A 21,526-nucleotide genomic window follows, 5' to 3' on the forward strand; every position below is an offset into this window, starting at 1 on the left:
GCCGGGGCGGCTTACTCAAATTCTGTGTCTGTGGGAGCTGGCTTGCCTGCGATGGCATCACTGCGGTCTTACTGATACACCGCGTCGTCTGCATCGCAGGCAAGCCAGCTCCCACATTGGATCGCATTAGCTGTCCAGCGCTTTGTATTTTTCGCGCAGGTGGTTACGAATCCACACTGCCGACAGGTTGAGCGTGGCGATCACCAGTACCAGCAGCAAGGCGGTGGCGTACACCAGAGGCCGTGCCGCTTCGACGTTGGGGCTCTGGAAGCCGACGTCATAAATATGGAAGCCCAGGTGCATGATCTTCTGATCCAGGTGCAGGTACGGGTAGTTGCCGTCCAGCGGCAGCGACGGCGCCAGTTTCACCACACCCACCAGCATCAGCGGCGCCACTTCACCGGCGGCGCGGGCCACGGCGAGGATCATGCCGGTCATCATGGCCGGGCTGGCCATCGGCAGCACGATCTTCCACAGCGTTTCCGCCTTGGTCGCGCCCAGTGCCAAGGAGCCTTCACGCACGGTTCGAGGGATCCGCGCCAGGCCCTCTTCGGTGGCCACGATCACCACCGGCACCGCCAGCAGCGCCAGGGTCAGCGAAGCCCAGAGCAGCCCCGGCGTACCGAAGGTCGGCGCAGGCAGCGCTTCAGCGAAGAACAGACGATCGACCGAGCCCCCCAATACATACACGAAGAAGCCAAGGCCGAACACGCCGTAGACGATGGCCGGTACACCGGCCAGGTTGTTCACGGCGATGCGGATGATGCGCGTCAAGGTGTTCTGCTTGGCGTATTCACGCAGGTACACCGCGGCCAGTACGCCAAACGGGGTCACGATCATTGCCATGATCAGGGTCATCATCACGGTGCCGAAGATGGCCGGGAAGATCCCGCCTTCGGTGTTGGCTTCCCGTGGGTCATCGCTGAGGAATTCCCAGACCTTGCTGAAGTAGAAACCGATCTTGGTCATCGTGCCCATGGCGTTCGGCTGGTAGGCGTGCACCACTTTGCCGATGCCGATTTCCACTTCCTTGCCGTTGCCGTCACGCGCCGTCAGGGCGTCGCGGTTGAATTGGGCATGCAGGTCGGCCAGGCGCGCTTCGATGTCCTGGTAGCGCGCATTCAGCTCGGCGCGGTCGGCGTCCATGTCGGCCTGAGCGGCAGCGTCGAGCTTGCCTTCCAGTTCCAGTTTGCGACCGTGCAGGCGGATGCGCTCCAACCCGGCGTTGATCGCGCCAATATCGGTTTTTTCCAGGCTCTTGAGCTGAGCGGCCAGCTTGTTCACGCGGTCCACGCGAGCTTGCAGCTCCGGCCACGCGGCCTCGCCTTCGGCAATCACCTTGCCGTCCTGCTTGACGTTGACCAGGGTGCCGTAGAAATTGCCCCATTCACGGCGCTCAATGGCCATCAGGTTGGTCGGTTTGGTCTGGTCCTTCAACCATTCGCCGACGATCCAGGTGAAGTCGTTGCCGTTCAAATCGCGGTTGCCGACCTTGATCAGCTCACGGGTCATGAATTCCGGGCCTTGGTCCGGCACTGGCAGGCCCGCGCTTTTCAGACGCTCACGCGGCACTTCTTCTTTCTGGACCACTTCGCCGATGACGATGTGGTTGGCCTGGCCTGGCACGTTGTAGTTGGCCTGGATCAGGTCGGCCGGCCAGAAATGGCCCAGGCCCCGCACCGCAATCACAGCCAGCAAACCAATGGTCATGATGACCGCGATGGACACCGCGCCACCGCTGATCCAGACGCCGGGGGCGCCGCTCTTGAACCATCCATTCAGGGAGTTCTGTTTCACAGACTTCTACCTTTCTTAAAGCGACGAGTATTTCTTGCGCAGACGCTGACGAATCAGCTCGGCGAGGGTGTTCATGATGAAGGTGAACAACAGCAGCACCAGCGCCGAGAGGAACAGCACGCGGTAATGACTGCCGCCCACTTCCGACTCGGGCATCTCCACCGCAACGTTGGCCGCCAGGGTGCGCAGGCCCTCGAACAGGTTCATCTCCATCACCGGGGTGTTACCGGTGGCCATCAGTACGATCATGGTCTCGCCCACGGCGCGGCCCATGCCGATCATCAGCGCCGAGAAGATGCCCGGGCTGGCGGTGAGGATGACCACGCGGGTCATGGTCTGCCACGGCGTGGCGCCCAGTGCCAGGGACCCCAGGGTCAGGCCGCGTGGCACGCTGAACACGGCGTCTTCGGCGATGGAGTAGATGTTCGGGATCACGGCAAAACCCATGGCCAGGCCGACCACCAACGCGTTGCGCTGGTCGTAGGTAATGCCCAGATCGTGGGAGATCCACATGCGCATGTCACCGCCGAAAAACCAGGTTTCCAGGTACGGGCTCATGTACAGCGAGAGCCAACCCACGAACAGGATCACCGGAATCAGGATCGCGCTTTCCCAGCCATCGGGAACGCGCAGGCGGATCGACTCAGGCAAGCGGCTGAAGACAAAGCCGGCGACCAGGATGCCAATCGGCAACAGCATCAACAGACTGAAAATGCCCGGCAGATGCCCTTCCACATACGGCGCCAGGAACAGGCCGGCGAAGAATCCGAGGATCACCGTCGGCATGGCTTCCATCAGTTCGATCACCGGCTTGACCTTGCGGCGCAGGCTCGGCGCCATGAAGTAAGCGGTGTAGATCGCTGCAGCAACCGCCAGTGGCGCCGCCAGCAACATGGCGTAGAACGCGGCCTTCAAGGTGCCGAAGGTCAGCGGGGCCAGGCTCATCTTGGGTTCAAAATCGGTGTTGGCGGCCGTGGATTGCCAGACGTATTTAGGCTCGTCGTAGTTCTCGTACCAGACCTTGCTCCACAACGCGCTCCACGACACTTCCGGGTGCGGGTTGTCGAGCAACAACGGTTGCAGCTTGCCACCCGCCTCGACGATCACACGGTTGGCCCGTGGCGACATGCCGAACAGACCCTGACCGTCGACCACCGGGTCCACCAGCAAGGTGCGATGAGCGGTGCTGTGGAACACGCCGAACTGGCCAGCAGCATCCAGGGCGGTGAAGCCTTTGCGGCGCTCTTCAGCGCTGATTTCGACGATGGGTGCAGTGCCCATCTGGAAGGTGCGGATCTGCTTCAGGCGTTGCTCGCCATCCGGGTCACGGGCCATGAACCACTGGGCCAGGCCGCCTTTGGAGTTACCCAGGATCAGCGAGATGCCGCCGACCAACTGGGTGCTGGCGGTGATTTCCGTGTCGGCGTCTTCCAGCAGCTTGTAGCGCCCGTTGAGGCTCTTGTCGCGCAGGCTGAACACGTCGGCCAGGGCACGGCCGTTGATCACGTACAGCCACTGCTGGCGTGGGTCGATGAAGATCGCCTTCACCGGCTCGGTCATCTGCGGCAGCTCGACACGCTTCTGCTCGCTGGTGACCTCACCGGTCATCATGTTTTCTTCGCGGCTCAGGGTCAGCACGTTCAAGTGCGAACCGGCGGAACCTGCCACCACCAGGGAGGTGTCGGTGGCGTTGAGCGCAACGTGTTCCAGGGGACGACCGGTGTCATCCAGCACGATCGGCGTTTCGCCGTAGGGGTACTCGATCGCTGGGGTGATGGTTTTCTTGCCGTCCGGGTACGACACCTTATAGGTGTGGCGGAACACCAAAGACTGGCCATTGGACAAGCCGAGAATCACCAGCGGGCTGCCCGGCTGATCTTCACCAATGGAAGCAACACTGGTACCGGCCGGAATCGGCAGGTCGACACGCTTGAGCTCGGCACCGGTGTCCACGGCAAAGAACAGCGCCTGGCCCTTGTCGGAAACCCGCATGGCGACCTGGTTCTGTTCTTCGAGGGAGATCATCAACGGCTTGCCGGCGTCCTGCATCCAAGCGGGCGTCAACGCGTCTTCCTTGGTCAACGAGGCGCCCTGGAACAATGGCGCAACCACATAGGCGAGGAAGAAGAAGATCAGGGTAATGGCGGCCAGCACGGCGAGCCCGCCGACCAGCACATACCAACGGGTGAAGCGATCCTTGAGCGCGCGGATTCGGCGCTTGCGTTGCAGCTCAGGCGTATTGAAATCAATGCGCTTGGGAGGGGAAGTCGTCGTCATGGTGGAATTGGCCAGATCATTCATGCGCACACCCTAGCGATCCTGTATGACAGAAAGATGACAGTGCAGTGACGCAACAAATCCGCCGCGAAGCAGGGCTGGCAGCGGATAAAAAATTAGGGATGCAGACTGCTTATGTGGGAGCAGGCTTGCCCGCGATGGCATCAACACGGTTTCAACGCTAAACCGCGTCGCCAGCATCGCGGGCAAGCCCGCTCCCACAGAAAAGCATGCGTCTACATCAGGTATCGCAGGCTTAGTTGCCTTCTTTCAGACCCAGGTCAGCCAGGGCCTTGGCGGCGACTTTGGCTGGCAGTGGGATGTAGCCGTCTTTGACCACCACTTCCTGGCCCTGCTTGGACAGCACCAGTTTCACGAACTCAGCTTCCAGCGGCGCCAGTGGCTTGTTCGGGGCTTTGTTGACATACACGTAGAGGAAACGCGACAGCGGATACTTGCCGTTCAGGGCGTTTTCTTCGGAGTCTTCGATGTAGTCAGTGCTGCCTTTCTTGGCCAATGGCACGGTCTTCACGCTGGCGGTCTTGTAGCCGATGCCCGAGTAACCGATGCCGTTCAGCGAGGAGCTGATCGACTGCACGACCGAAGCCGAGCCCGGTTGTTCGTTCACGTTTGGCTTGTAGTCGCCTTTGCACAGGGCTTCTTCCTTGAAGTAGCCGTAGGTGCCGGATACCGAGTTACGCCCGAACAGTTGCACTGGCTTGTTGGCCAGGTCGCCGGTCACGCCCAGGTCACCCCAGGTTTTCACATCGGCTTTGGCGCCGCACAGACGCGTCGAGGAGAAGATAGCGTCGACCTGTTCCATGGTCAGGTGCTGGATCGGGTTGTCCTTGTGCACAAATACCGCCAGGGCATCCACCGCAACCGGGATTGCCGTTGGCTTGTAGCCGTACTTCTGCTCGAAGGCCGCCAGTTCGGTGTCCTTCATCTTGCGGCTCATCGGGCCCAGGTTGGAGGTGCCTTCAGTCAACGCAGGTGGCGCAGTGGCAGAGCCGGCAGCTTGAATCTGGATGTTGACGTTCGGGTATTCCTTTTTGTAACCCTCGGCCCACAGGGTCATCAGGTTAGCCAGGGTATCGGAACCGACGCTGGACAGGTTGCCCGACACACCAGTGGTCTTGACGTAAGCCGGGATTGCCGGATCAACACCAGCGGCCACCGCGTTGGCGGTCGCAACGCCAGCAGCGACAAAAGTCATTGCCGCCATCAAACGTTTCAGTTTCATGCCTTGCTCCTAGCAGATAGGGATAATTGGATCGGGGCCAAGTATCGGCAGGCCGTGTGAACACTCTATGTCTGAAATATGACAATTAGATGAAAGGCCACTATCTGAATGTGCAGGCTTCAGCGACCGCGTTTCCACAGATACCCGCCCACCAGCATCCCCATCACACACAGGACGGCCACATAGTAAGCCGGGCCCATCGGGCTCTCCTTCATCAGCAGCGACACCGCCAAGGGCGTCAACCCGCCGAACACGGCATAAGCAACGTTGTAGGAGAACGACAGACCGCTGAAGCGCACCACCGGCGGGAAGGCTTTGACCATCACGTAGGGCACCACGCCGATGGTGCCGACAAACAAGCCGGTCAGGGCATACAACGGGAACAGCCAGTCCGGGTGGGCCATCAGGCTGTGATACAGCGTCCAGGAGGTCGCCAGCAGCAGTGCGCAACCGGTGACCAGCACGCGACCGGCACCAAAACGGTCGGCCAGCGCACCTGCGGCGATGCAACCCAGGCTCAGGGTCACGATCGCCAGACTATTGGCTTGCAGCGCAACCGTAGGGCTGAAGTGGTAGATGGTTTGCAGCACGGTCGGGGTCATCAGGATGACTACCACCACGCCGGCCGACAATAGCCAGGTCAACAGCATCGACAGCACAATGGCGCCACGGTGATCGCGCAACACGGCGCGCAAGGGCAGTTCAGCGGCCAGGCTCTTGCGTTGCTGCATCTCGGCGAAGATCGGGGTTTCATGCAGCCAACGACGCAGATACACCGACAGCAGGCCGAATACGCCGCCGAGCAGGAAAGGAATCCGCCAGGCGTAATCAGAGACCTGTTCCGGTGTATAGGCGCTATTGATGGCGGTAGCCACCAACGAGCCCAGCAGAATACCGGCGGTGAGGCCGCTGGTCAGGGTGCCGCAGGCGTAGCCGATGTGGCGCGGCGGCACGTGCTCGGAGACGAACACCCAGGCGCCCGGTACTTCGCCGCCAATCGCAGCGCCCTGGATGATGCGCATCAGCAGTAACAGGACCGGCGCCCACAGGCCGATCTGCGCGTAGGTCGGAAGCAAGCCCATGATCAGGGTGGGCACGGCCATCATGAAGATGCTCAAGGTGAACATTTTCTTGCGGCCCAGCAGGTCACCAAAGTGCGCCATGATGATGCCGCCCAAGGGGCGGGCCAGGTAGCCGGCGGCGAAGATGCCGAAGGTCTGCATCATGCGCAGCCATTCAGGCATGTCGACGGGGAAGAACAGTTTCCCGACCACGGTGGCGAAAAACACAAAGATGATGAAGTCGTAGAACTCCAGCGCCCCGCCCAAGGCAGACAGCGACAGGGTTTTGTAGTCGTTGCGGGTCAGCGGGCGCGAGGGTTGCGCACTGCTTGCAGGCACGGAGGACATGGCAAGGCTTCTCTTATAGTAATCATCGTAAAGGACTGCACGCCCGTGACTTGCGGCGGGTTTGGCAAGATAGCAAATCGCCTGAAAAAGCACAGCGCCAGGAGCACAGTTGCGCGCAAAAGCCCCGATACAGCGTCTATTTACCGACCAAATGAGCGTCGGAAGGTCGTCGTGGCGCCAGGGTCTCGATATACTCGCCGGTGCAAGCGCCAGACCCGCTGTCTTGAGGGGCTGCTGTGCCAAAACGCTGTTGGGTACCATCCAGCCGATTTGGCAGAGTTTCCCTTTAGTTCGCCTTACGAGAAACGCATCGAGCGGTGTATGTTGGTGCTGAAACGTTTTTCTGAGAAGACGGCTATCCACTTGAAATACCCATGAAGCGTCACGGGTCAGAGGCACCCTCGGCATGATCGAACTCGAACAAGAAGATCCTATCCCGCAAGGCGACCTCGCCCTGCAAATCACCGCGCTTCCGCGTGAAACCAACGGTTTTGGCGATATCTTCGGCGGCTGGCTGGTCGCGCAGATGGACCTGGCCGGCACGGCAATGGCCAGCAAGGTCGCCGGTGGGCGCGTGGCCACCGTGGCCATTGATCGCATGGCGTTCCTGGTGCCGGTAGCCGTGGGCGCGCAGCTTTCCTTCTATACCCAGGCCCTGGAAATCGGCCGCAGCTCGATCCAGATGATGGTCGAAGTGTGGAGCGACGATCCGTTGTCCAGCGAATGGCGCAAGGTGACCGAAGCCGTATTTGTGTTCGTCGCCATCGATGGCAGCGGCCGCACGCGCTCGGTACCGTCACGGGCGCGTTAAACCTCGCCGGGTTTTAACGGTCAATTGCCCCATTGCCTGCCACTAAGAGAGCTTTGTCATGCCTACGCCCCACGTTGAGACGGTAAAAATCGACGAGCTGGACTGCTGGCGCATCCGCCACAACGGCGCCGAGTTGATGGTGTCCCACCAGGGTGCGCATATCTTCAGTTACCAGCGCGAGGGCGAACAGCCGCTGATCTGGCCGAACCCTGAGGCCGTGTTCAAGCAGGGCAAAGGCATTCGTACTGGCGTACCGGTGTGCTGGCCGTGGTTCGGGGTGTTCGACCGCAACCCGCAAAGCGTCAAAGCCATGCGTCAGAGTAATCAGCCTGCCGGCGCCCACGGTTTTGTGCGCACCGCCCGCTGGGAATTGGCCGCCACCGAACTCGACGGCCAGACGCTGCGAGTGGACCTGGTTTTGCCGGTGCCGGCTGGCGGCTTTCCAGGCTGGCCCCATCAGGTAGACCTGACGCTGAGCCTGCTGTTGGATGACCAACTGCACATCCGCCTGACCAGCCACAACCGCGGCGCCGACATCGTGACCCTCAGCCAGGCATTGCACACCTACTTCGCCGTGAGCGATGTGCGCAAGGTTCAGGTCGAGGGCCTGGATGGCGTGGCTTACATCGATACCGCCGACGGGTGGGCCGAGAAACAACAAGCCGGGCTGCTGCACTTCAGCGCCGAAACAGACCGCATTTACCTGAATACGCCGGCACAGCTGAATATCGTCGATAGCGATTGGCAGCGCCGTATCCAGCTCACCAGCGAAGGCTCGAAAACCACCGTGATCTGGAACCCCTGGACCGAACGCGCCAAGGCTTTCGACGATATGGCCGATGACGGCTGGCAGGGGATGTTGTGCATCGAGACGGCCAACGTGCTGGACGATGTGGTGAACCTGGCGCCCGGGGAAAGCCACACCTTGGGCGTGAGCATCACGGCCCAGGCCTTGTAAACCCAACCCAATGTGGGAGCTGGCTTGCCTGCGATGCAGACAACTCGATGTGTCAGGAACACCGAGGCGCTGCTATCGCAGGCAAGCCAGCTCCCACAGGGGTTATGCTTTGGGCTTTAGAGATCAGACTCCTGCACCACCCGAACCTTCCCGGCCTCCAGCGCATACGCGGCATCCGCCAAGTCGTTATTGACCTTCTCCACCTTCAACGTGCCCGTGACCCACAGCGGCGTGTAGATATCATCCAGCTTCAGCCCCTTGGGATAGCGCACCAGCACCAGTTGATTAGGCGGCGGTGGCGGCACGTGTATGCAGGCGCCCGGGTAAGGCACCAGGAAGAATAATGTGCTGCGGCCCTTGGCGTCCGTTTCAAGCGGCACCGGATAGCCGCCAATGCGGATATTCTTGCCGTTCATGGCTGCGACGGTCTTGGTGGAATACATCACCGCAGGCAGGCCCTTGCTCTGCTTCAAGCCACCCTTTTCGGTGAACGTGCCTTGAGCTTCGGGAGAGTTATGGTCGATCTCGGGCATGGCTTCGAGAGCTTTCTGATCCGACAGCGGCATCAGGTCCAGCCAGTCGGTTTCCGGCAGTTCGCCAGCGTGCGCCAGGCCAGAGCCCAGCAGAAGAAGCGTTAACAGAAGACGGCGCATGGAGAGGCTCGGCAAATACAAGTGCCGAGCATTCTAGCCCTCTGCGCCTGCGCAGCGCAGAGGACTTTGTCGGCTGATTACTTCTTTTTGATCAGGCCGTAGATCACCAGCAACACGATGGCACCCACCAGCGCGCCGATGAAACCTGCGCCCTGGCCTGCCTGGTAGATCCCCAGGGCCTGACCGCCGTAGGTCGCGGCCAGGGAACCGGCGATACCCAGCAGGATGGTCATGATCCAGCCCATGCTGTCGTCGCCAGGCTTGAGGAAGCGCGCCAGAAGGCCGACGATCAAGCCGATAAAGATGGTTCCGATGATACCCATGGCATTTCCCTCTGATTGGTATGAGTCATGCCAAAGCCTAGTCAGGCTTTGGCATCCTGCAATCAGAGAGACGCAGAACCCCAATGGTTCCCGCCGTGGCCAGGCTTATTGTTCGGCGATCAGTGCTTCAACCTTGAGGATCTGCGCCTGCAGCGTCGCACGATCCTTGCAACGCAGGTTGACGTGGCCGACCTTGCGCCCGGCCTTGAAGGCCTTGCCGTAGTGGTGCACGTGGCAATCGTCGATCGCCATCACACGCTCCACCGGCGGTACAGAGCCGATGAAGTTGAGCATGGCGCTCTCGCCGACCTTGGCCGTGGAGCCCAACGGCAAGCCCGCCACCGCCCGCAGGTGGTTTTCGAACTGGCTGCACTCGGCGCCTTCAGTGGTCCAGTGTCCGGAGTTGTGGACGCGCGGGGCGATTTCATTGGCCTTGAGGCCACCGTCGACTTCAAAGAACTCGAACGCCATCACGCCAACATAATCCAGCTGCTTGAGCACACGGCTGGAATAGTCTTCGGCCAGGGCCTGCAGCGGGTGGTCAGTGCTGGCTACCGACACTTTCAGGATGCCGTTGACGTGAGTGTTGTGCACCAACGGGTAAAAGCGGGTTTCGCCATCACGGGCGCGTACGGCAATCAGCGAGACTTCGCCAGTAAACGGCACGAAGCCTTCCAGCAGGCAGGCAACGCTGCCCAGCTCGGCAAAAGTGCCGACCACATCGGCCGCGGTACGCAGGACTTTCTGACCCTTGCCGTCGTAACCCAGGGTGCGGGTTTTCAACACCGCCGGCAGGCCGATGCTGGCGACCGCGGCGTCCAGGTCTGCCTGGGACTGGATGTCGGCGAAGGCCGGCGTCGGAATGCCCAGGTCCTTGAACATGCTCTTTTCGAACCAGCGGTCGCGAGCGATGCGCAAGGCTTCGGCGCTCGGGTACACCGGCACGAACTGCGACAGGAAGGCCACGGTTTCGGCCGGGACGCTTTCGAATTCGAAGGTCACCAGGTCGACTTCATCGGCCAGTTGGCGCAGGTGGTCCGGGTCGCTGTAGTCAGCGCGCAGGTGTTCACCCAGGGCCGCAGCGCAGGCGTCCGGCGCCGGGTCCAGGAAAGCGAAGTTCATCCCCAGCGGCGTACCCGCCAAAGCCAGCATGCGGCCCAGTTGGCCGCCACCGATTACACCGATTTTCATCAATAACAACCTCAGGCGATGCGTGGGTCTGGATTGTCCAGCACGCTGTCTGTCTGCTCAGCACGGAATTTTTTCAGCACCGCATGAAACTGCGGGTGCTTGGCGCCCAGGATGCTGGCGGACAGCAAGGCTGCGTTGATCGCGCCGGCCTTGCCGATCGCCAGGGTTGCCACCGGAATGCCAGCCGGCATCTGCACGATGGACAACAGCGAATCCACGCCCGAGAGCATCGACGACTGCACCGGCACGCCAAGCACGGGCAGGTGAGTCTTGGCCGCGCACATGCCAGGCAAGTGCGCCGCGCCGCCGGCACCGGCGATGATCACCTCGATGCCACGGGATTCTGCTTCATCGGCATACTGGAACAGCAAATCCGGGGTGCGGTGGGCGGAGACCACCTTCACTTCGTACGGAATGCCGAGTTTTTCCAGCATATCGGCGGTGTGGCTAAGGGTGGACCAATCGGACTTGGAGCCCATGATCACGCCAACCAATGCACTCATCGTCGTGCCTCTTCTCTCTGGGCGCCCGCAGGCGCGTCAAAAAACAACAAGCCACGCGGGAGACCGGCGTGGCTTGGTGTACGAATTAAGGCCGGTTGGACCGGCCGAAGGCCGCGCAGTATACCGTAATAATCCAGATAAACAGCCCCTGGGATGACCATCTGTCTAGCGGCGCAAAGTGGCGGTTTTATTGACTTAAGAGTCAGCGAAAACACCACGAAATCCTGTGGGAGCTGGCTTGCCTGCGATAGCAGTGGATCAGCGCAAAATAGGTTGGCTGACACACCGCTATCGCAGGCAAGCCAGCTCCCACATGTGTTCTGCGCTGGGCTCAAGCGCTTTGCGCCGCCCCACCTTCAAGCTTCCTCCACAACAACCGCACATTCGCCTTGCGCACCAACGCGCAGCGATACAGACGAATCTCCAGCGGCACGTGCCATTGCGGCCCGCCACACACCACCAGTTCGCCGCGCGCCAACTCTGCACGTACGCTCAACTGCGGTACCCAGGCGATTCCCAAGCCTTCGAGCGCCATGCTCTTGAGGCTGTCGGCCATGGCGGTTTCATAGATGGTGGTAAAGCGCAGAGCCCTCTGGCGCAGCAGCAAATTCACCGAGCGGCCAAGGAACGCGCCGGCGCTGTAGGCCAGCAGCGGCACGCTGCCCTCGCCCTCCAGGTCGAACAGCGGCTTGCCCTCGGCATCGGCGGCGCACACCGGGAGCATTTCGGTGTTGCCCAGGTGCAGCGACGGGAAAATCTCGGCGTCCATTTGCATCGCCGCGTCCGGGTCGTAGAACGCCAGCATCAGGTCGCAACCGCCTTCGCGCAGGGCGTGCACGGCGTCGCCGACGTTGGTGGCCACCAGCCGCGTGGCGATATTCAAGCCCTCGTTGCGCAACTGCGCGATCCAGCGCGGGAAGAACCCCAAGGCCAGGGAGTGGGCGGCCGCCACTTGCATGACTTCGCCCTGCCCGCCTTCCAGGTGATGCAAATGGCGCAGTACTTCACCGAGCTGTTCGACCACGGTGCGCGCCGTCACCAGAAACAACTGCCCGGCCGCTGTCAGTTCCACCGGCGTGCGTGAACGGTTGACCAACGTCAGCCCCAACGCGGCTTCCAGGCTGCGGATACGCCGACTGAACGCCGGCTGGGTGACAAAGCGCCGCTCAGCCGCCTGGGAAAAACTACGCGTCGCCGCCAGGGCGCTGAAGTCTTCCAACCACTTGCTCTCAAGGTTCATCACTGCCTCCCACGGAATGCACCATTTTGGCACACACGCCCGCCAAGATAACCGGGTCACATCCACATTATGCCGTTTGTGCATAGGCCAGTGTTTAACAGCATTGGCCCAAAAAGTTCTACAAGCCTAGCATTCGCAGCGTTCCGGCCAGTTCCGGGTCCATATTGAGATGATTTCCGTCATGTCCTCTGCTGCATCATTCCGTACCGAAAAAGACCTGCTTGGCGTACTCGAAGTACCGGCTCAAGCGTATTACGGCATCCAGACCCTGCGAGCGGTGAATAACTTCCGCCTCTCGGGCGTTCCGATTTCGCATTACCCGAAATTGGTGGTCGGTCTGGCAATGGTCAAGCAAGCGGCCGCTGACGCCAACCGCGAGTTGGGCCAGCTCAGCGAAGCCAAGCACGCTGCCATCAGCGAAGCCTGTGCGCGTCTGATCCGCGGCGATTTCCACGAAGAGTTCGTGGTGGACATGATTCAAGGCGGCGCCGGCACTTCAACCAACATGAATGCCAACGAAGTCATCGCCAACATCGCGCTGGAGGCCATGGGTCACCAGAAAGGCGAATACCAGTACCTGCACCCCAACAACGACGTGAACATGGCGCAGTCGACCAACGACGCCTACCCGACCGCGATCCGCCTGGGTCTGCTGTTGGGCCATGACGCGCTGCTGGCCAGCCTCGACAGCCTGATCCAGGCGTTCGCCGCCAAAGGCGCCGAGTTCAGCCATGTGCTGAAAATGGGCCGCACCCAGTTGCAAGACGCCGTGCCGATGACCCTCGGCCAGGAATTCCGCGCCTTCGCCACTACTTTGGGTGAAGACCTGGCCCGCCTGAAAACCCTGGCACCGGAGCTGCTGACCGAAGTGAACCTGGGCGGCACCGCCATCGGTACCGGCATCAACGCCGACCCACGCTACCAGGCCCTGGCCGTACAACGCCTGGCCACCATCAGCGGCCAGCCGCTGGTACCGGCGGCCGACTTGATCGAAGCCACCTCCGACATGGGCGCCTTTGTACTGTTCTCCGGCATGCTCAAGCGTACCGCCGTGAAGCTGTCGAAGATCTGCAACGACTTGCGCCTGCTGTCCAGCGGCCCACGCACCGGCATCAACGAGATCAACCTGCCGGCTCGCCAGCCAGGCAGCTCGATCATGCCCGGCAAGGTCAACCCGGTAATCCCGGAAGCGGTCAACCAGGTAGCGTTCCAGGTCATCGGTAACGACCTGGCCCTGACCATGGCAGCCGAAGGCGGCCAACTGCAGTTGAACGTGATGGAGCCGCTGATCGCCTTCAAGATCTTCGACTCGATCCGCCTGCTGCAACGCGCCATGGACATGCTGCGCGAGCACTGCATCGTCGGCATCACCGCCAACGAAGCGCGCTGCCGCGAACTGGTGGAGCATTCCATCGGCCTGGTCACCGCGCTGAACCCGTACATCGGCTATGAAAACGCCACCCGCATTGCGCGTATCGCTCTGGAAAGCGGGCGCGGCGTGCTGGAACTGGTGCGTGAAGAAGGCTTGCTCGACGACGCCATGCTCGACGACATCCTGCGCCCGGAAAACATGATTGCCCCACGTTTGGTCCCGCTGAAGGCCTAAGCGTTTGTTGCACCGCTCACCAGGTTGAGGGACTAGACACCTCTCACCTTTTGAGGGCCTGAAGGCTCGTTCTTCAGGCCCTTTTTTTGGTTCATCGCGCTTTCCCGGGGAAGGCAGCCTTGATTTTCAGGAAAAAGTATTCCGAGTCCCGAAAACCATAGGCCATACGCTTGATCACCTTGATGCGGTTGTTGACGCCCTCAAGGACGCTGGTATGCATATGGAAGTTGGCACTGGCGAGGATGCCTCGGGCGTATTTGCGCAGGTTGCGAGCGAAGCGCTGTAGCGGCGCGAGGCCGCTGTCCCGGGCGTGCCGCAACCAGGTTCGCCAGCGGCGCCAGCCCTCTCGTACGCTGGGGGCGAACCAGACATCCTTCAGCGCATCCTTGAGGACATAGACCGTAGCCAGCGGCTGGTTGGCCGCGAGTAGTTCTTGAAGCTGCACGGCTTGTCCGTCCTTCAGGTTGTTGCGATTGCGCAGCAGCAGCCAGCGGCTTTGCTTGACCGCCTTTCGTGCCGGCTTGTCTTCGCGCAGGAGGTTGGCCTGGTCAACCCGGATACGGTCGATCACATCCCGACCGTAGCGCGCGACGACGTGAAACAGGTCGTACACCACTTCGGCTTGCGGGCAATGCTTCTTCACCTCCAAATCAAAAGCCGTGTTCATGTCCATGGCCACCGCCTCTATCTGCTGGCAGTGCTTGCCGAGCAATTCAAAGAACGGGCGGACCGCCTCGCGGCTGTTGCCGTGGCCGACCCACAATACCCGCGTTCGCTCGGCATCCATGATGACCGTGGCATAGCGATGCCCTTTGTGCAGGGCGAACTCGTCCATCACCAGGCGGCGGACACCGGTTGAATCGAAGTTGCCTACCTCGGCTTGAAGGCGTCGTTTATCGAGCGTTTTGAGGGTGTGCCAATGCAGGCCGGTGAGCTGGCTGACGTGGCTGATCGGCAGCAGCCGCAGCAAGCTTTCGAGCCATATCCGTAACCGCTGGGTCAGCCGAGATGCTGGCTCCAACCAGTCGATCCGCTCGGTCACCCGCCCACAACTCAGGCAATCGACTCGGCGCACTGGTAGTTGAAGCAGGACGCGCTGATCGAACAGATCACGATCACGCACCAGACGAATCCGGCGATCGTGAATCAACGGGCTGAACTGGCCACAACGCCCGCACTTAGGAAGAGAGCCGGCTTGAGGTTCAAGCTCAATGAGGAGGGTGTTATCGGTAGATGGGCGACAGGTAACGGCGTCGTAGCCTGGCCAGAAAGCGGCAAGATCAATAGGATGCACGGCGACAGCAGGGACAGGTGAAGGGTGTGTTTGGCGACTGCCAATTTACCTGCTTCCCTGACTGTCAACTCGCTCTTCCCCCAGACTCCGCGAAGAACCCTTTTTTTTGCCTTGAGGTTGCTCCATGACGCCCATAAAAAATCTAATATCGCACCGCAAACCTTCCTCGCCTTGCGCGACCGCGCTGAAACCTTTAATCGCCCCGTGCAGACGGATCACGCTCGCCTAGGTATAGTGCCGCCCCTCTTCGCGTCTGCGGCTGTCGGTAACGAGGCCCGGGAACCACGCGAAAGCGCATGAATAACAACACCCGCAAAAGGATGGGGATCGAGCGTCGTGCACTGCCTGGTGCCGAGCGATGCGTCGGACCGTCCTGCGTTTGCCATTAGAAAAATCAGCGAGGAACACTCCATGCTCGAAGTCATCAACGACTTCCTCTCAGGGAAAGTACTGATCGTGCTCATAGTCGGGCTCGGCGGTTATTTCACGATCCGCTCGCGTTTCGTGCAGTTGCGTCACTTTTTCCACATGTTCTCGGTGTTTAAAGACAGCCTCAAGAGCAGCGCCGGCCAACTCAGCTCGTTCCAGGCGCTGATGCTCAGCCTGGCCGGCCGAGTGGGTGCCGGTAACATCGCCGGAGTCGGCATTGCCGTGACGTTGGGTGGCCCGGGTGCCGTGTTCTGGATGTGGGTCACCGCGCTGGTGGGCATGTCTTCGAGCTTTATCGAGTGCTCCCTCGGCCAGTTGTACAAGCGCACCGACGCTGAAGGCACCTACCGTGGCGGCCCGGCGTATTACATCCAGCACGGCCTGCAGAAACGCTGGCTGGGGATGGTCATGGCGTTCCTGCTGCTGGTGACCTTCGGCTTTGCCTTCAATGGCCTGCAAGCCCACGCTGTAACACACTCGTTGAATAACGCGTTTGGCCTCGACACCACCTACACCGGCCTGGCGCTGGCGGTGTTGCTGGGCCTGGTGTTCATTGGCGGGATCAAGCGTATTGCCTCGATTGCCGACCTGCTGGTACCGGTCAAGACTCTGGTGTACATCGCCGTGACCCTGTACGTGATCGTGCTGCAATTCGACCACGTACCGGCCATGCTCGCGACCATCGTCAAGAGCGCGTTCGGCCTCGACCAAGCCTTCGGTGGCCTGGTGGGCAGCGCGATCATCATGGGTGTAAAACGCGGCGTGTTCGCCAACGAAGCAGGCTTGGGCAGTGCGCCTAACGTGGCGGCAGTGGCGTCGGTAGAACACCCTATCGCCCAAGGCGTGGTGCAAGCGTTCAGCGTGTTCCTCGACACCTTCGTGATCTGCACCTGTACTGCGTTGCTGATCCTGCTGTCGGGTTTCTACACCCCAGGCTTTGAAGGCGACGGCATTGCCCTGACCCAGAACTCCCTGGCGGCGGTGGTGGGTGACTGGGGCCGCATGTTCATCTCGGTGGCCCTGGCGTTGTTCGTGTTCACCTCGATCATGTACAACTACTACCTGGGCGAGAGCAACCTGCGCTTTCTGGTCGGCAATAACCGCAAGGTGCTGATGGGCTATCGCGCCTTGGTGCTGGTGCTGATTTTCTGGGGCTCGATCGAGAACCTGAGCACCGTGTTCGCCTTCGCCGACATCACCATGACCATGCTCGCGTTCGTCAACCTGTTTGCCCTGGCGTTCCTGTTCAAGATTGCCATGCGCATCCTCAATGACTACGACAACCAGCGCGCAGCGGGCATCAAGACCCCGGTGTTCGACTCCAGCCAGTTCCCCGACCTGGACCTGGACCGCAAGGCATGGCCAGCCAACCCGGTGAAAACCGAGGCGGCTCCGGCAGCTGAACTGAGCGCTCAAGCGCAACGTTAATCACGGCTAGATGACACGCCGCCCGGCCTTGGGCATGCTCTGGGCCCGGCGGCGTTTTTCGTTCAGGAGATTTTCGATGCAATCAGCTAACAACGTCATGGTGCTCTACACCGGCGGCACCATCGGCATGCAGGCCAGCGCCAATGGCCTGGCGCCCGCGTCTGGTTTTGAAGTGCGTATGCGAGAACAGTTTGCCGACGCAGACCTGCCCGCGTGGCGCTTCCGGGAAATGTCACCACTGATCGACAGCGCCAACATGAACCCCGCCTACTGGCAACGCCTGCGCAGCGCCGTGGTCGAGGCGGTAGACGCCGGCTGCGATGCCGTACTGATCCTGCACGGCACCGACACCCTGGCCTACAGCGCAGCGGCCATGAGCTTCCAGCTGCTGGGCCTCCCGGCGCCGGTGGTGTTCACCGGTTCGATGCTGCCGGCCGGTGTGCCCGACAGCGATGCCTGGGAAAACGTCAGCGGTGCGTTGACGGCCTTGGGCGAAGGCCTGAAGCCGGGTGTGCACCTGTACTTCCACGGCGCGCTGATGGCGCCGACTCGCTGCGCGAAGATTCGCAGTTTTGGGCGCAACCCGTTTGCCGCACTGCAGCGCAACGGCGGTGTCGCCCTGGCAGACAGGCTTCCCGCCGCGCTGGCCTACCGCAACGACAAGGCCCCGGCCAACGTTGGCGTCCTGCCGCTCGTTCCGGGCATTGCTGCCGCGCAACTGGATGCATTGATCGACAGCGGCATCCAGGCATTGGTACTCGAATGCTTCGGCAGCGGCACCGGGCCAAGTGACAATCCGGCCTTCCTCGCCAGCCTGCAACGTGCGCAGGATCAAGAGGTGGTAGTGGTTGCAATCACCCAATGCCATGAAGGCGGCGTGGAACTGGATGTCTACGAAGCCGGCAGCCGCCTGCGCGGCGTGGGTGTACTGTCCGGCGGCGGCATGACCCGAGAAGCGGCCTTCGGCAAGCTCAACGCCTTGATCGGCGCGGGGCTGGACAGCGGAGAAATCCGCCGCCTGGTGGAATTGGACCTGTGCGGCGAGCTGAGCTGACCGGCATGTAACTTGCTCCACTTCCAGCCATCCCCTGGCTGGAAGTTCCCATGCTGCATTCCCACCTCACCACCCTCAATGCCGTGTCCCTGGTGCTGCGTACCTTCGAGGCCGAAGGCTTGCCCCACGAAGCATTGCTGGCGGGCAGCGGCATCTGTGCGGCGGATTTGAGCCGCGCCGACACGCGTATCGCCACACATCAGGAGATGCAAGTGTGCGCCAATGCCGTGGCCCATCAGCGTGATATCGGCTTGATCGTTGGGCGGCGTATGCATGTTTCCTCGTACGGCCTACTGGGCTATGCCCTGCTCACCAGTGCCACTTTCGGTGACGCTTTGCGCCTGGCCCTGCGGTATCCGGCGCTGTTGGGAACACTCTTTGAACTGAGCCTGGACGAAGACGGCGAACGCATCTGGTTCACGGCCGGCGACTACCGCGAAAACCCGGCACTGACTGCCTTCAATGTCGAGCTGTGCCTGGGATCACTGAAGGTCATTTGCGACGACCTGCTCGGCCATCCCCTGCCGTTGTTGGGCGCTCGGTTCGAGCACGAGGCGCCGGATTATCAGGCCCGCTACGCCGAGAGCTTCGACTGCCCGCTCCAGTTTCAGGCGATAGCCAACGCGTTCGCCTTTGATAAACGCTGGCTCGCCCAACCTTTGCCCCTGGCCGACGCGGTCACCCACCAGGCCATGGTCGAACGTTGTCGCAAACAGAACACCGAATTCACCGGGCGCGAGGCCTGGCTGGGGCGAATCCGCCAGTTGCTGGCTGCACAATTGCACGCCGCACCTGGGCTCGATGGCCTGGCCCAGCAGATGAACTGTTCGGCGCGCACCCTGCGCCGGCACCTGCACAACCTGGGTTGCAGCTATCAGGAACTGCTCGATGAGCTGCGCTTCGAACGCGCCAAACAGTTGTTGGCTAACGACCTGTGGCCAATCCACCGGATTGCCGAGACGCTGGGGTTCAGCGAAACGGCGAGCTTCAGGCATGCGTTCGTGCGCTGGAGCGGCGTCACGCCGAGCCAATTTCGAGCATGACGCGCCAATAAGGGGCGAATTGCGGACACACACTTTGGCCATATTTATCTCCTTTTGGCCGCTCCTGTCGTTCTCATAAAGCGCGTGCGCCGCAAGACTGCACTCACGAATACAGCCTGCGGAGAACAACAAATGCTGACGATCTACTCGGACGATCACCACCTGCACCATGGCCGCTGTGAACTGATGGACGGGCAACTGATGCCCTGCTTCGAAATGCCCTCGCGTGCCGATCACGTGCTGCAACGGGTCAAGGACCGTGAACTGGGCCCCGTGCAGGCCCCTCAGGACTTCGGCCTGGCGCCGCTGCAACGTATTCACAGCCGCGACTATCTCGACTTCTTCAAAGGCGCCTGGCAACGCTGGACCGAGTATGGCCAGGACGGCGACCTGTTGCCCTACACCTGGCCCGCTCGTACGTTGCGCCGTGTGCTTCCCACCAGCCTGCACGGCCAATTGGGCTATTACAGTTTCGATGGTGGCGCGCCGATCACCGCCGGCACCTGGCAAGCGGCCTACAGCGCGGCGCAAGTGGCCCTTACCGCGCAGGCCGCCATCGCCCAAGGCGCCCACAGTGCCTTCGCCCTTTGCCGCCCGCCGGGGCATCACGCCGCCAGCGATTTGATGGGAGGTTATTGCTACCTCAACAACGCGGCCATCGCAGCCCAGGCATTCCTTGATCAAGGCTGCAAAAAGGTCGCGATCCTCGACGTGGACTACCACCACGGTAACGGCACGCAGTCGATTTTTTATGCGCGCAGCGACGTGCTGTTCACCTCGATTCACGGCCATCCGGAGGCAGAATTTCCGTTCTTCCTTGGCTACGCCGATGAGCATGGCGAGGGCGCCGGCGTTGGTTTCAACTTCAACTATCCGTTGCCGGCCGGGTCCGGCTGGCAGGCCTGGAGCGCGGCGCTGGAACAGGCCTGCGCCGAGATCGAGCGCTACGCCGCCGATATCATCGTGGTGTCCCTGGGCGTGGACACGTTCAAGGACGACCCTATCTCGCAGTTCAAGCTCGACAGCCCGGACTACCTGGCCATGGGCGCGCGCATTGCCCGTCTGGGCAAGCCCACGCTGTTCGTGATGGAAGGCGGCTACGCGGTGGAGGAAATCGGCATCAACGCCGTCAACGTGCTGGAAGGTTTCGAGGAAGCAGCCCAATGAACATACTCAAGTCGCTCGCCCTGTGCGCCGTGGTTGTCAGCGGCGCAGCCCAGGCCGAAGAAAAAACCCTGAAGGTCTACAACTGGTTCGACTACATCACGCCCAAGGCGCTGGAAGACTTCAAGGCCCAGCACCCGTCGATCAAGCTGGTGTACGACATCTTCGACACCAACGAAGCCCTGGAAGCCAAACTGCTCACCGGCAACTCCGGCTATGACGTGGTGGTACCCTCCAACGTGTTCCTGGCCAAGCAGATCGAAGCCGGTGTGTTCCAGCCCCTGGACCGCAGCCAGTTGCCGAACTGGAACCATCTTGACCCCAAACTGATGAAGCTGATCGAGGCCAACGACCCCGGCAATCAATACGCCGTGCCCTACATGTACGGCACCATCCTGATCGGCTTCAACCCAGCCAAGGTCAAGGCGGCCCTGGGCGACAACGCCCCCGTGGACAGCTGGGACCTGATCTTCAAGGAAGAGAACATCAGCAAGCTCAAGCAATGCGGCGTCGCACTGCTGGACTCGCCCTCGGAGATCCTGCCCCTGGCGTTGCAGCACTTGGGCCTGGACCCCAACAGCAGCAACCCCAAGGACTACGACAAGGCCGAAGCGCTGTTGATGAAGATCCGTCCGTACATCACCTACTTTCACTCCTCCAAATACATGGCGGACATCGCCAACGGCGATATCTGCGTGGCGGTGGGCTACTCCGGCAGTTTTTCCCAAGCCGCCAACCGCGCCAAGGAAGCCAAGAATGGCGTGACCGTGGACATGCGCTTGCCCAAGGAAGGCGCGCCGATCTGGTTCGACATGCTCGCCATTCCCAAGGGCGCTAAAAATCCGGGCGACGCCTACACCTTCATCAACTATTTGTTGCAACCCGACGTCATCGCACCGGTCAGCGATTTTGTCGGTTATCCCAACCCGAACAAGGACGCTACCGAGCGGGTCGACCCGGCCATACGCAACAACCCCAACCTGTACCCGACCGACACGGCCATGACCACGCTCTACACCCTCAAACCCCTGGACAGCAAAGCCGAACGCGCCAGGACAAGGGCCTGGACCAAGATTAAGTCCGGGAGGTGAAGCGCTGTACTG

18 protein-coding genes are annotated in these 21,526 nt (G+C 61.3%); 8 read left to right on the forward strand and 10 right to left on the reverse strand.

The annotated features are described in order from the left end of the window. Positions 1–126 precede the first annotated feature (126 nt). The 4 genes from pstA to AC4PS6_RS10275 form a co-directional block, all read right to left on the reverse strand. Positions 127–1,797: a phosphate ABC transporter permease PstA gene (gene pstA / locus AC4PS6_RS10260; protein WP_020302831.1), complete on the reverse strand. Its 1,671-nt coding sequence runs from the start codon at positions 1,795–1,797 to the stop codon at positions 127–129. Between the two features lie 15 nt (positions 1,798–1,812). Next, the gene (locus AC4PS6_RS10265) at positions 1,813–3,846 is read right to left on the reverse strand and encodes an ABC transporter permease subunit (protein ID WP_181004880.1); all 2,034 of its coding nucleotides are present in this window, start codon (positions 3,844–3,846) and stop codon (positions 1,813–1,815) included. 484 nt (positions 3,847–4,330) lie between these two features. After that, on the reverse strand, positions 4,331–5,317 hold the full coding sequence (locus tag AC4PS6_RS10270; RefSeq protein WP_003195633.1) for a phosphate ABC transporter substrate-binding protein PstS: 987 nt from the start codon (positions 5,315–5,317) through the stop codon (positions 4,331–4,333). Between the two features lie 119 nt (positions 5,318–5,436). Continuing rightward, positions 5,437–6,726, reverse strand: coding sequence for an MFS transporter (locus AC4PS6_RS10275; protein ID WP_014720517.1), 1,290 nt, complete (start codon positions 6,724–6,726; stop codon positions 5,437–5,439). 406 nt (positions 6,727–7,132) lie between these two features. Here AC4PS6_RS10275 and AC4PS6_RS10280 point away from each other — a divergent pair, with 406 nt between their 5' ends. Further along, positions 7,133–7,537 (forward strand): acyl-CoA thioesterase, encoded by a 405-nt coding sequence (locus AC4PS6_RS10280; protein ID WP_003176975.1) that lies wholly within the window; start codon positions 7,133–7,135, stop codon positions 7,535–7,537. A 58-nt stretch (positions 7,538–7,595) separates the two neighbouring features. Beyond that, entirely contained in the window at positions 7,596–8,495 is a 900-nt protein-coding gene (locus AC4PS6_RS10285) for a D-hexose-6-phosphate mutarotase (RefSeq protein WP_336827106.1), read from the forward strand. A gap of 116 nt (positions 8,496–8,611) precedes the next feature. Here AC4PS6_RS10285 and AC4PS6_RS10290 read toward each other — a convergent pair whose 3' ends face one another. The 5 genes from AC4PS6_RS10290 to AC4PS6_RS10310 all read right to left on the reverse strand — a co-directional run bounded on the left by AC4PS6_RS10290 (position 8,612) and on the right by AC4PS6_RS10310 (position 12,405). After that, on the reverse strand, positions 8,612–9,148 hold the full coding sequence (locus tag AC4PS6_RS10290; RefSeq protein WP_014720519.1) for a DUF3299 domain-containing protein: 537 nt from the start codon (positions 9,146–9,148) through the stop codon (positions 8,612–8,614). Between the two features lie 77 nt (positions 9,149–9,225). Next, positions 9,226–9,471, reverse strand: coding sequence for a GlsB/YeaQ/YmgE family stress response membrane protein (locus AC4PS6_RS10295; protein WP_005792540.1), 246 nt, complete (start codon positions 9,469–9,471; stop codon positions 9,226–9,228). Between the two features lie 105 nt (positions 9,472–9,576). Further along, on the reverse strand, positions 9,577–10,662 hold the full coding sequence (locus tag AC4PS6_RS10300; protein WP_014720520.1) for a 5-(carboxyamino)imidazole ribonucleotide synthase: 1,086 nt from the start codon (positions 10,660–10,662) through the stop codon (positions 9,577–9,579). An 11-nt stretch (positions 10,663–10,673) separates the two neighbouring features. Then, on the reverse strand, positions 10,674–11,165 hold the full coding sequence (gene purE, locus AC4PS6_RS10305; RefSeq protein WP_003195648.1) for a 5-(carboxyamino)imidazole ribonucleotide mutase: 492 nt from the start codon (positions 11,163–11,165) through the stop codon (positions 10,674–10,676). A 331-nt stretch (positions 11,166–11,496) separates the two neighbouring features. Continuing rightward, positions 11,497–12,405, reverse strand: coding sequence for a LysR substrate-binding domain-containing protein (locus AC4PS6_RS10310; protein WP_019818139.1), 909 nt, complete (start codon positions 12,403–12,405; stop codon positions 11,497–11,499). Positions 12,406–12,586: 181 nt separating this feature from the next. Between AC4PS6_RS10310 and aspA the strand changes: the two genes are divergently transcribed. Further along, positions 12,587–14,011, forward strand: coding sequence for an aspartate ammonia-lyase (gene aspA, locus AC4PS6_RS10315; protein WP_003195657.1), 1,425 nt, complete (start codon positions 12,587–12,589; stop codon positions 14,009–14,011). Between the two features lie 91 nt (positions 14,012–14,102). Here the strand turns inward: aspA and AC4PS6_RS10320 are convergent, their stop codons facing one another. Next, complete coding sequence (locus AC4PS6_RS10320; protein ID WP_003464938.1) at positions 14,103–15,305, reverse strand: ISL3 family transposase; 1,203 nt, start codon at positions 15,303–15,305, stop codon at positions 14,103–14,105. 411 nt (positions 15,306–15,716) lie between these two features. On the opposite strand from AC4PS6_RS10320, the gene AC4PS6_RS10325 reads away from it, so the two are divergent. From AC4PS6_RS10325 to AC4PS6_RS10345, 5 genes are all read left to right on the forward strand, one after another. Next, positions 15,717–17,162 carry an alanine/glycine:cation symporter family protein gene (locus tag AC4PS6_RS10325; RefSeq protein ID WP_019818140.1) on the forward strand — a complete coding sequence of 482 codons (1,446 nt, stop codon included), beginning with the start codon at positions 15,717–15,719 and terminating at the stop codon, positions 17,160–17,162. 76 nt (positions 17,163–17,238) lie between these two features. Continuing rightward, positions 17,239–18,216 carry an asparaginase gene (locus AC4PS6_RS10330; RefSeq protein ID WP_014720536.1) on the forward strand — a complete coding sequence of 326 codons (978 nt, stop codon included), beginning with the start codon at positions 17,239–17,241 and terminating at the stop codon, positions 18,214–18,216. A gap of 50 nt (positions 18,217–18,266) precedes the next feature. Continuing rightward, positions 18,267–19,259 carry an AraC family transcriptional regulator gene (locus AC4PS6_RS10335; protein WP_014720537.1) on the forward strand — a complete coding sequence of 331 codons (993 nt, stop codon included), beginning with the start codon at positions 18,267–18,269 and terminating at the stop codon, positions 19,257–19,259. A 132-nt stretch (positions 19,260–19,391) separates the two neighbouring features. Next, entirely contained in the window at positions 19,392–20,426 is a 1,035-nt protein-coding gene (locus tag AC4PS6_RS10340; protein WP_020302826.1) for a histone deacetylase family protein, read from the forward strand. Then, positions 20,423–21,514: a polyamine ABC transporter substrate-binding protein gene (locus AC4PS6_RS10345; protein WP_019818144.1), complete on the forward strand. Its 1,092-nt coding sequence runs from the start codon at positions 20,423–20,425 to the stop codon at positions 21,512–21,514. Before AC4PS6_RS10340 ends, AC4PS6_RS10345 begins: the two co-directional genes overlap by 4 nt. The last annotated feature ends 12 nt before the right edge of the window (positions 21,515–21,526 follow it).

This window comes from Pseudomonas sp. DW-iso17 (assembly GCF_058725345.1).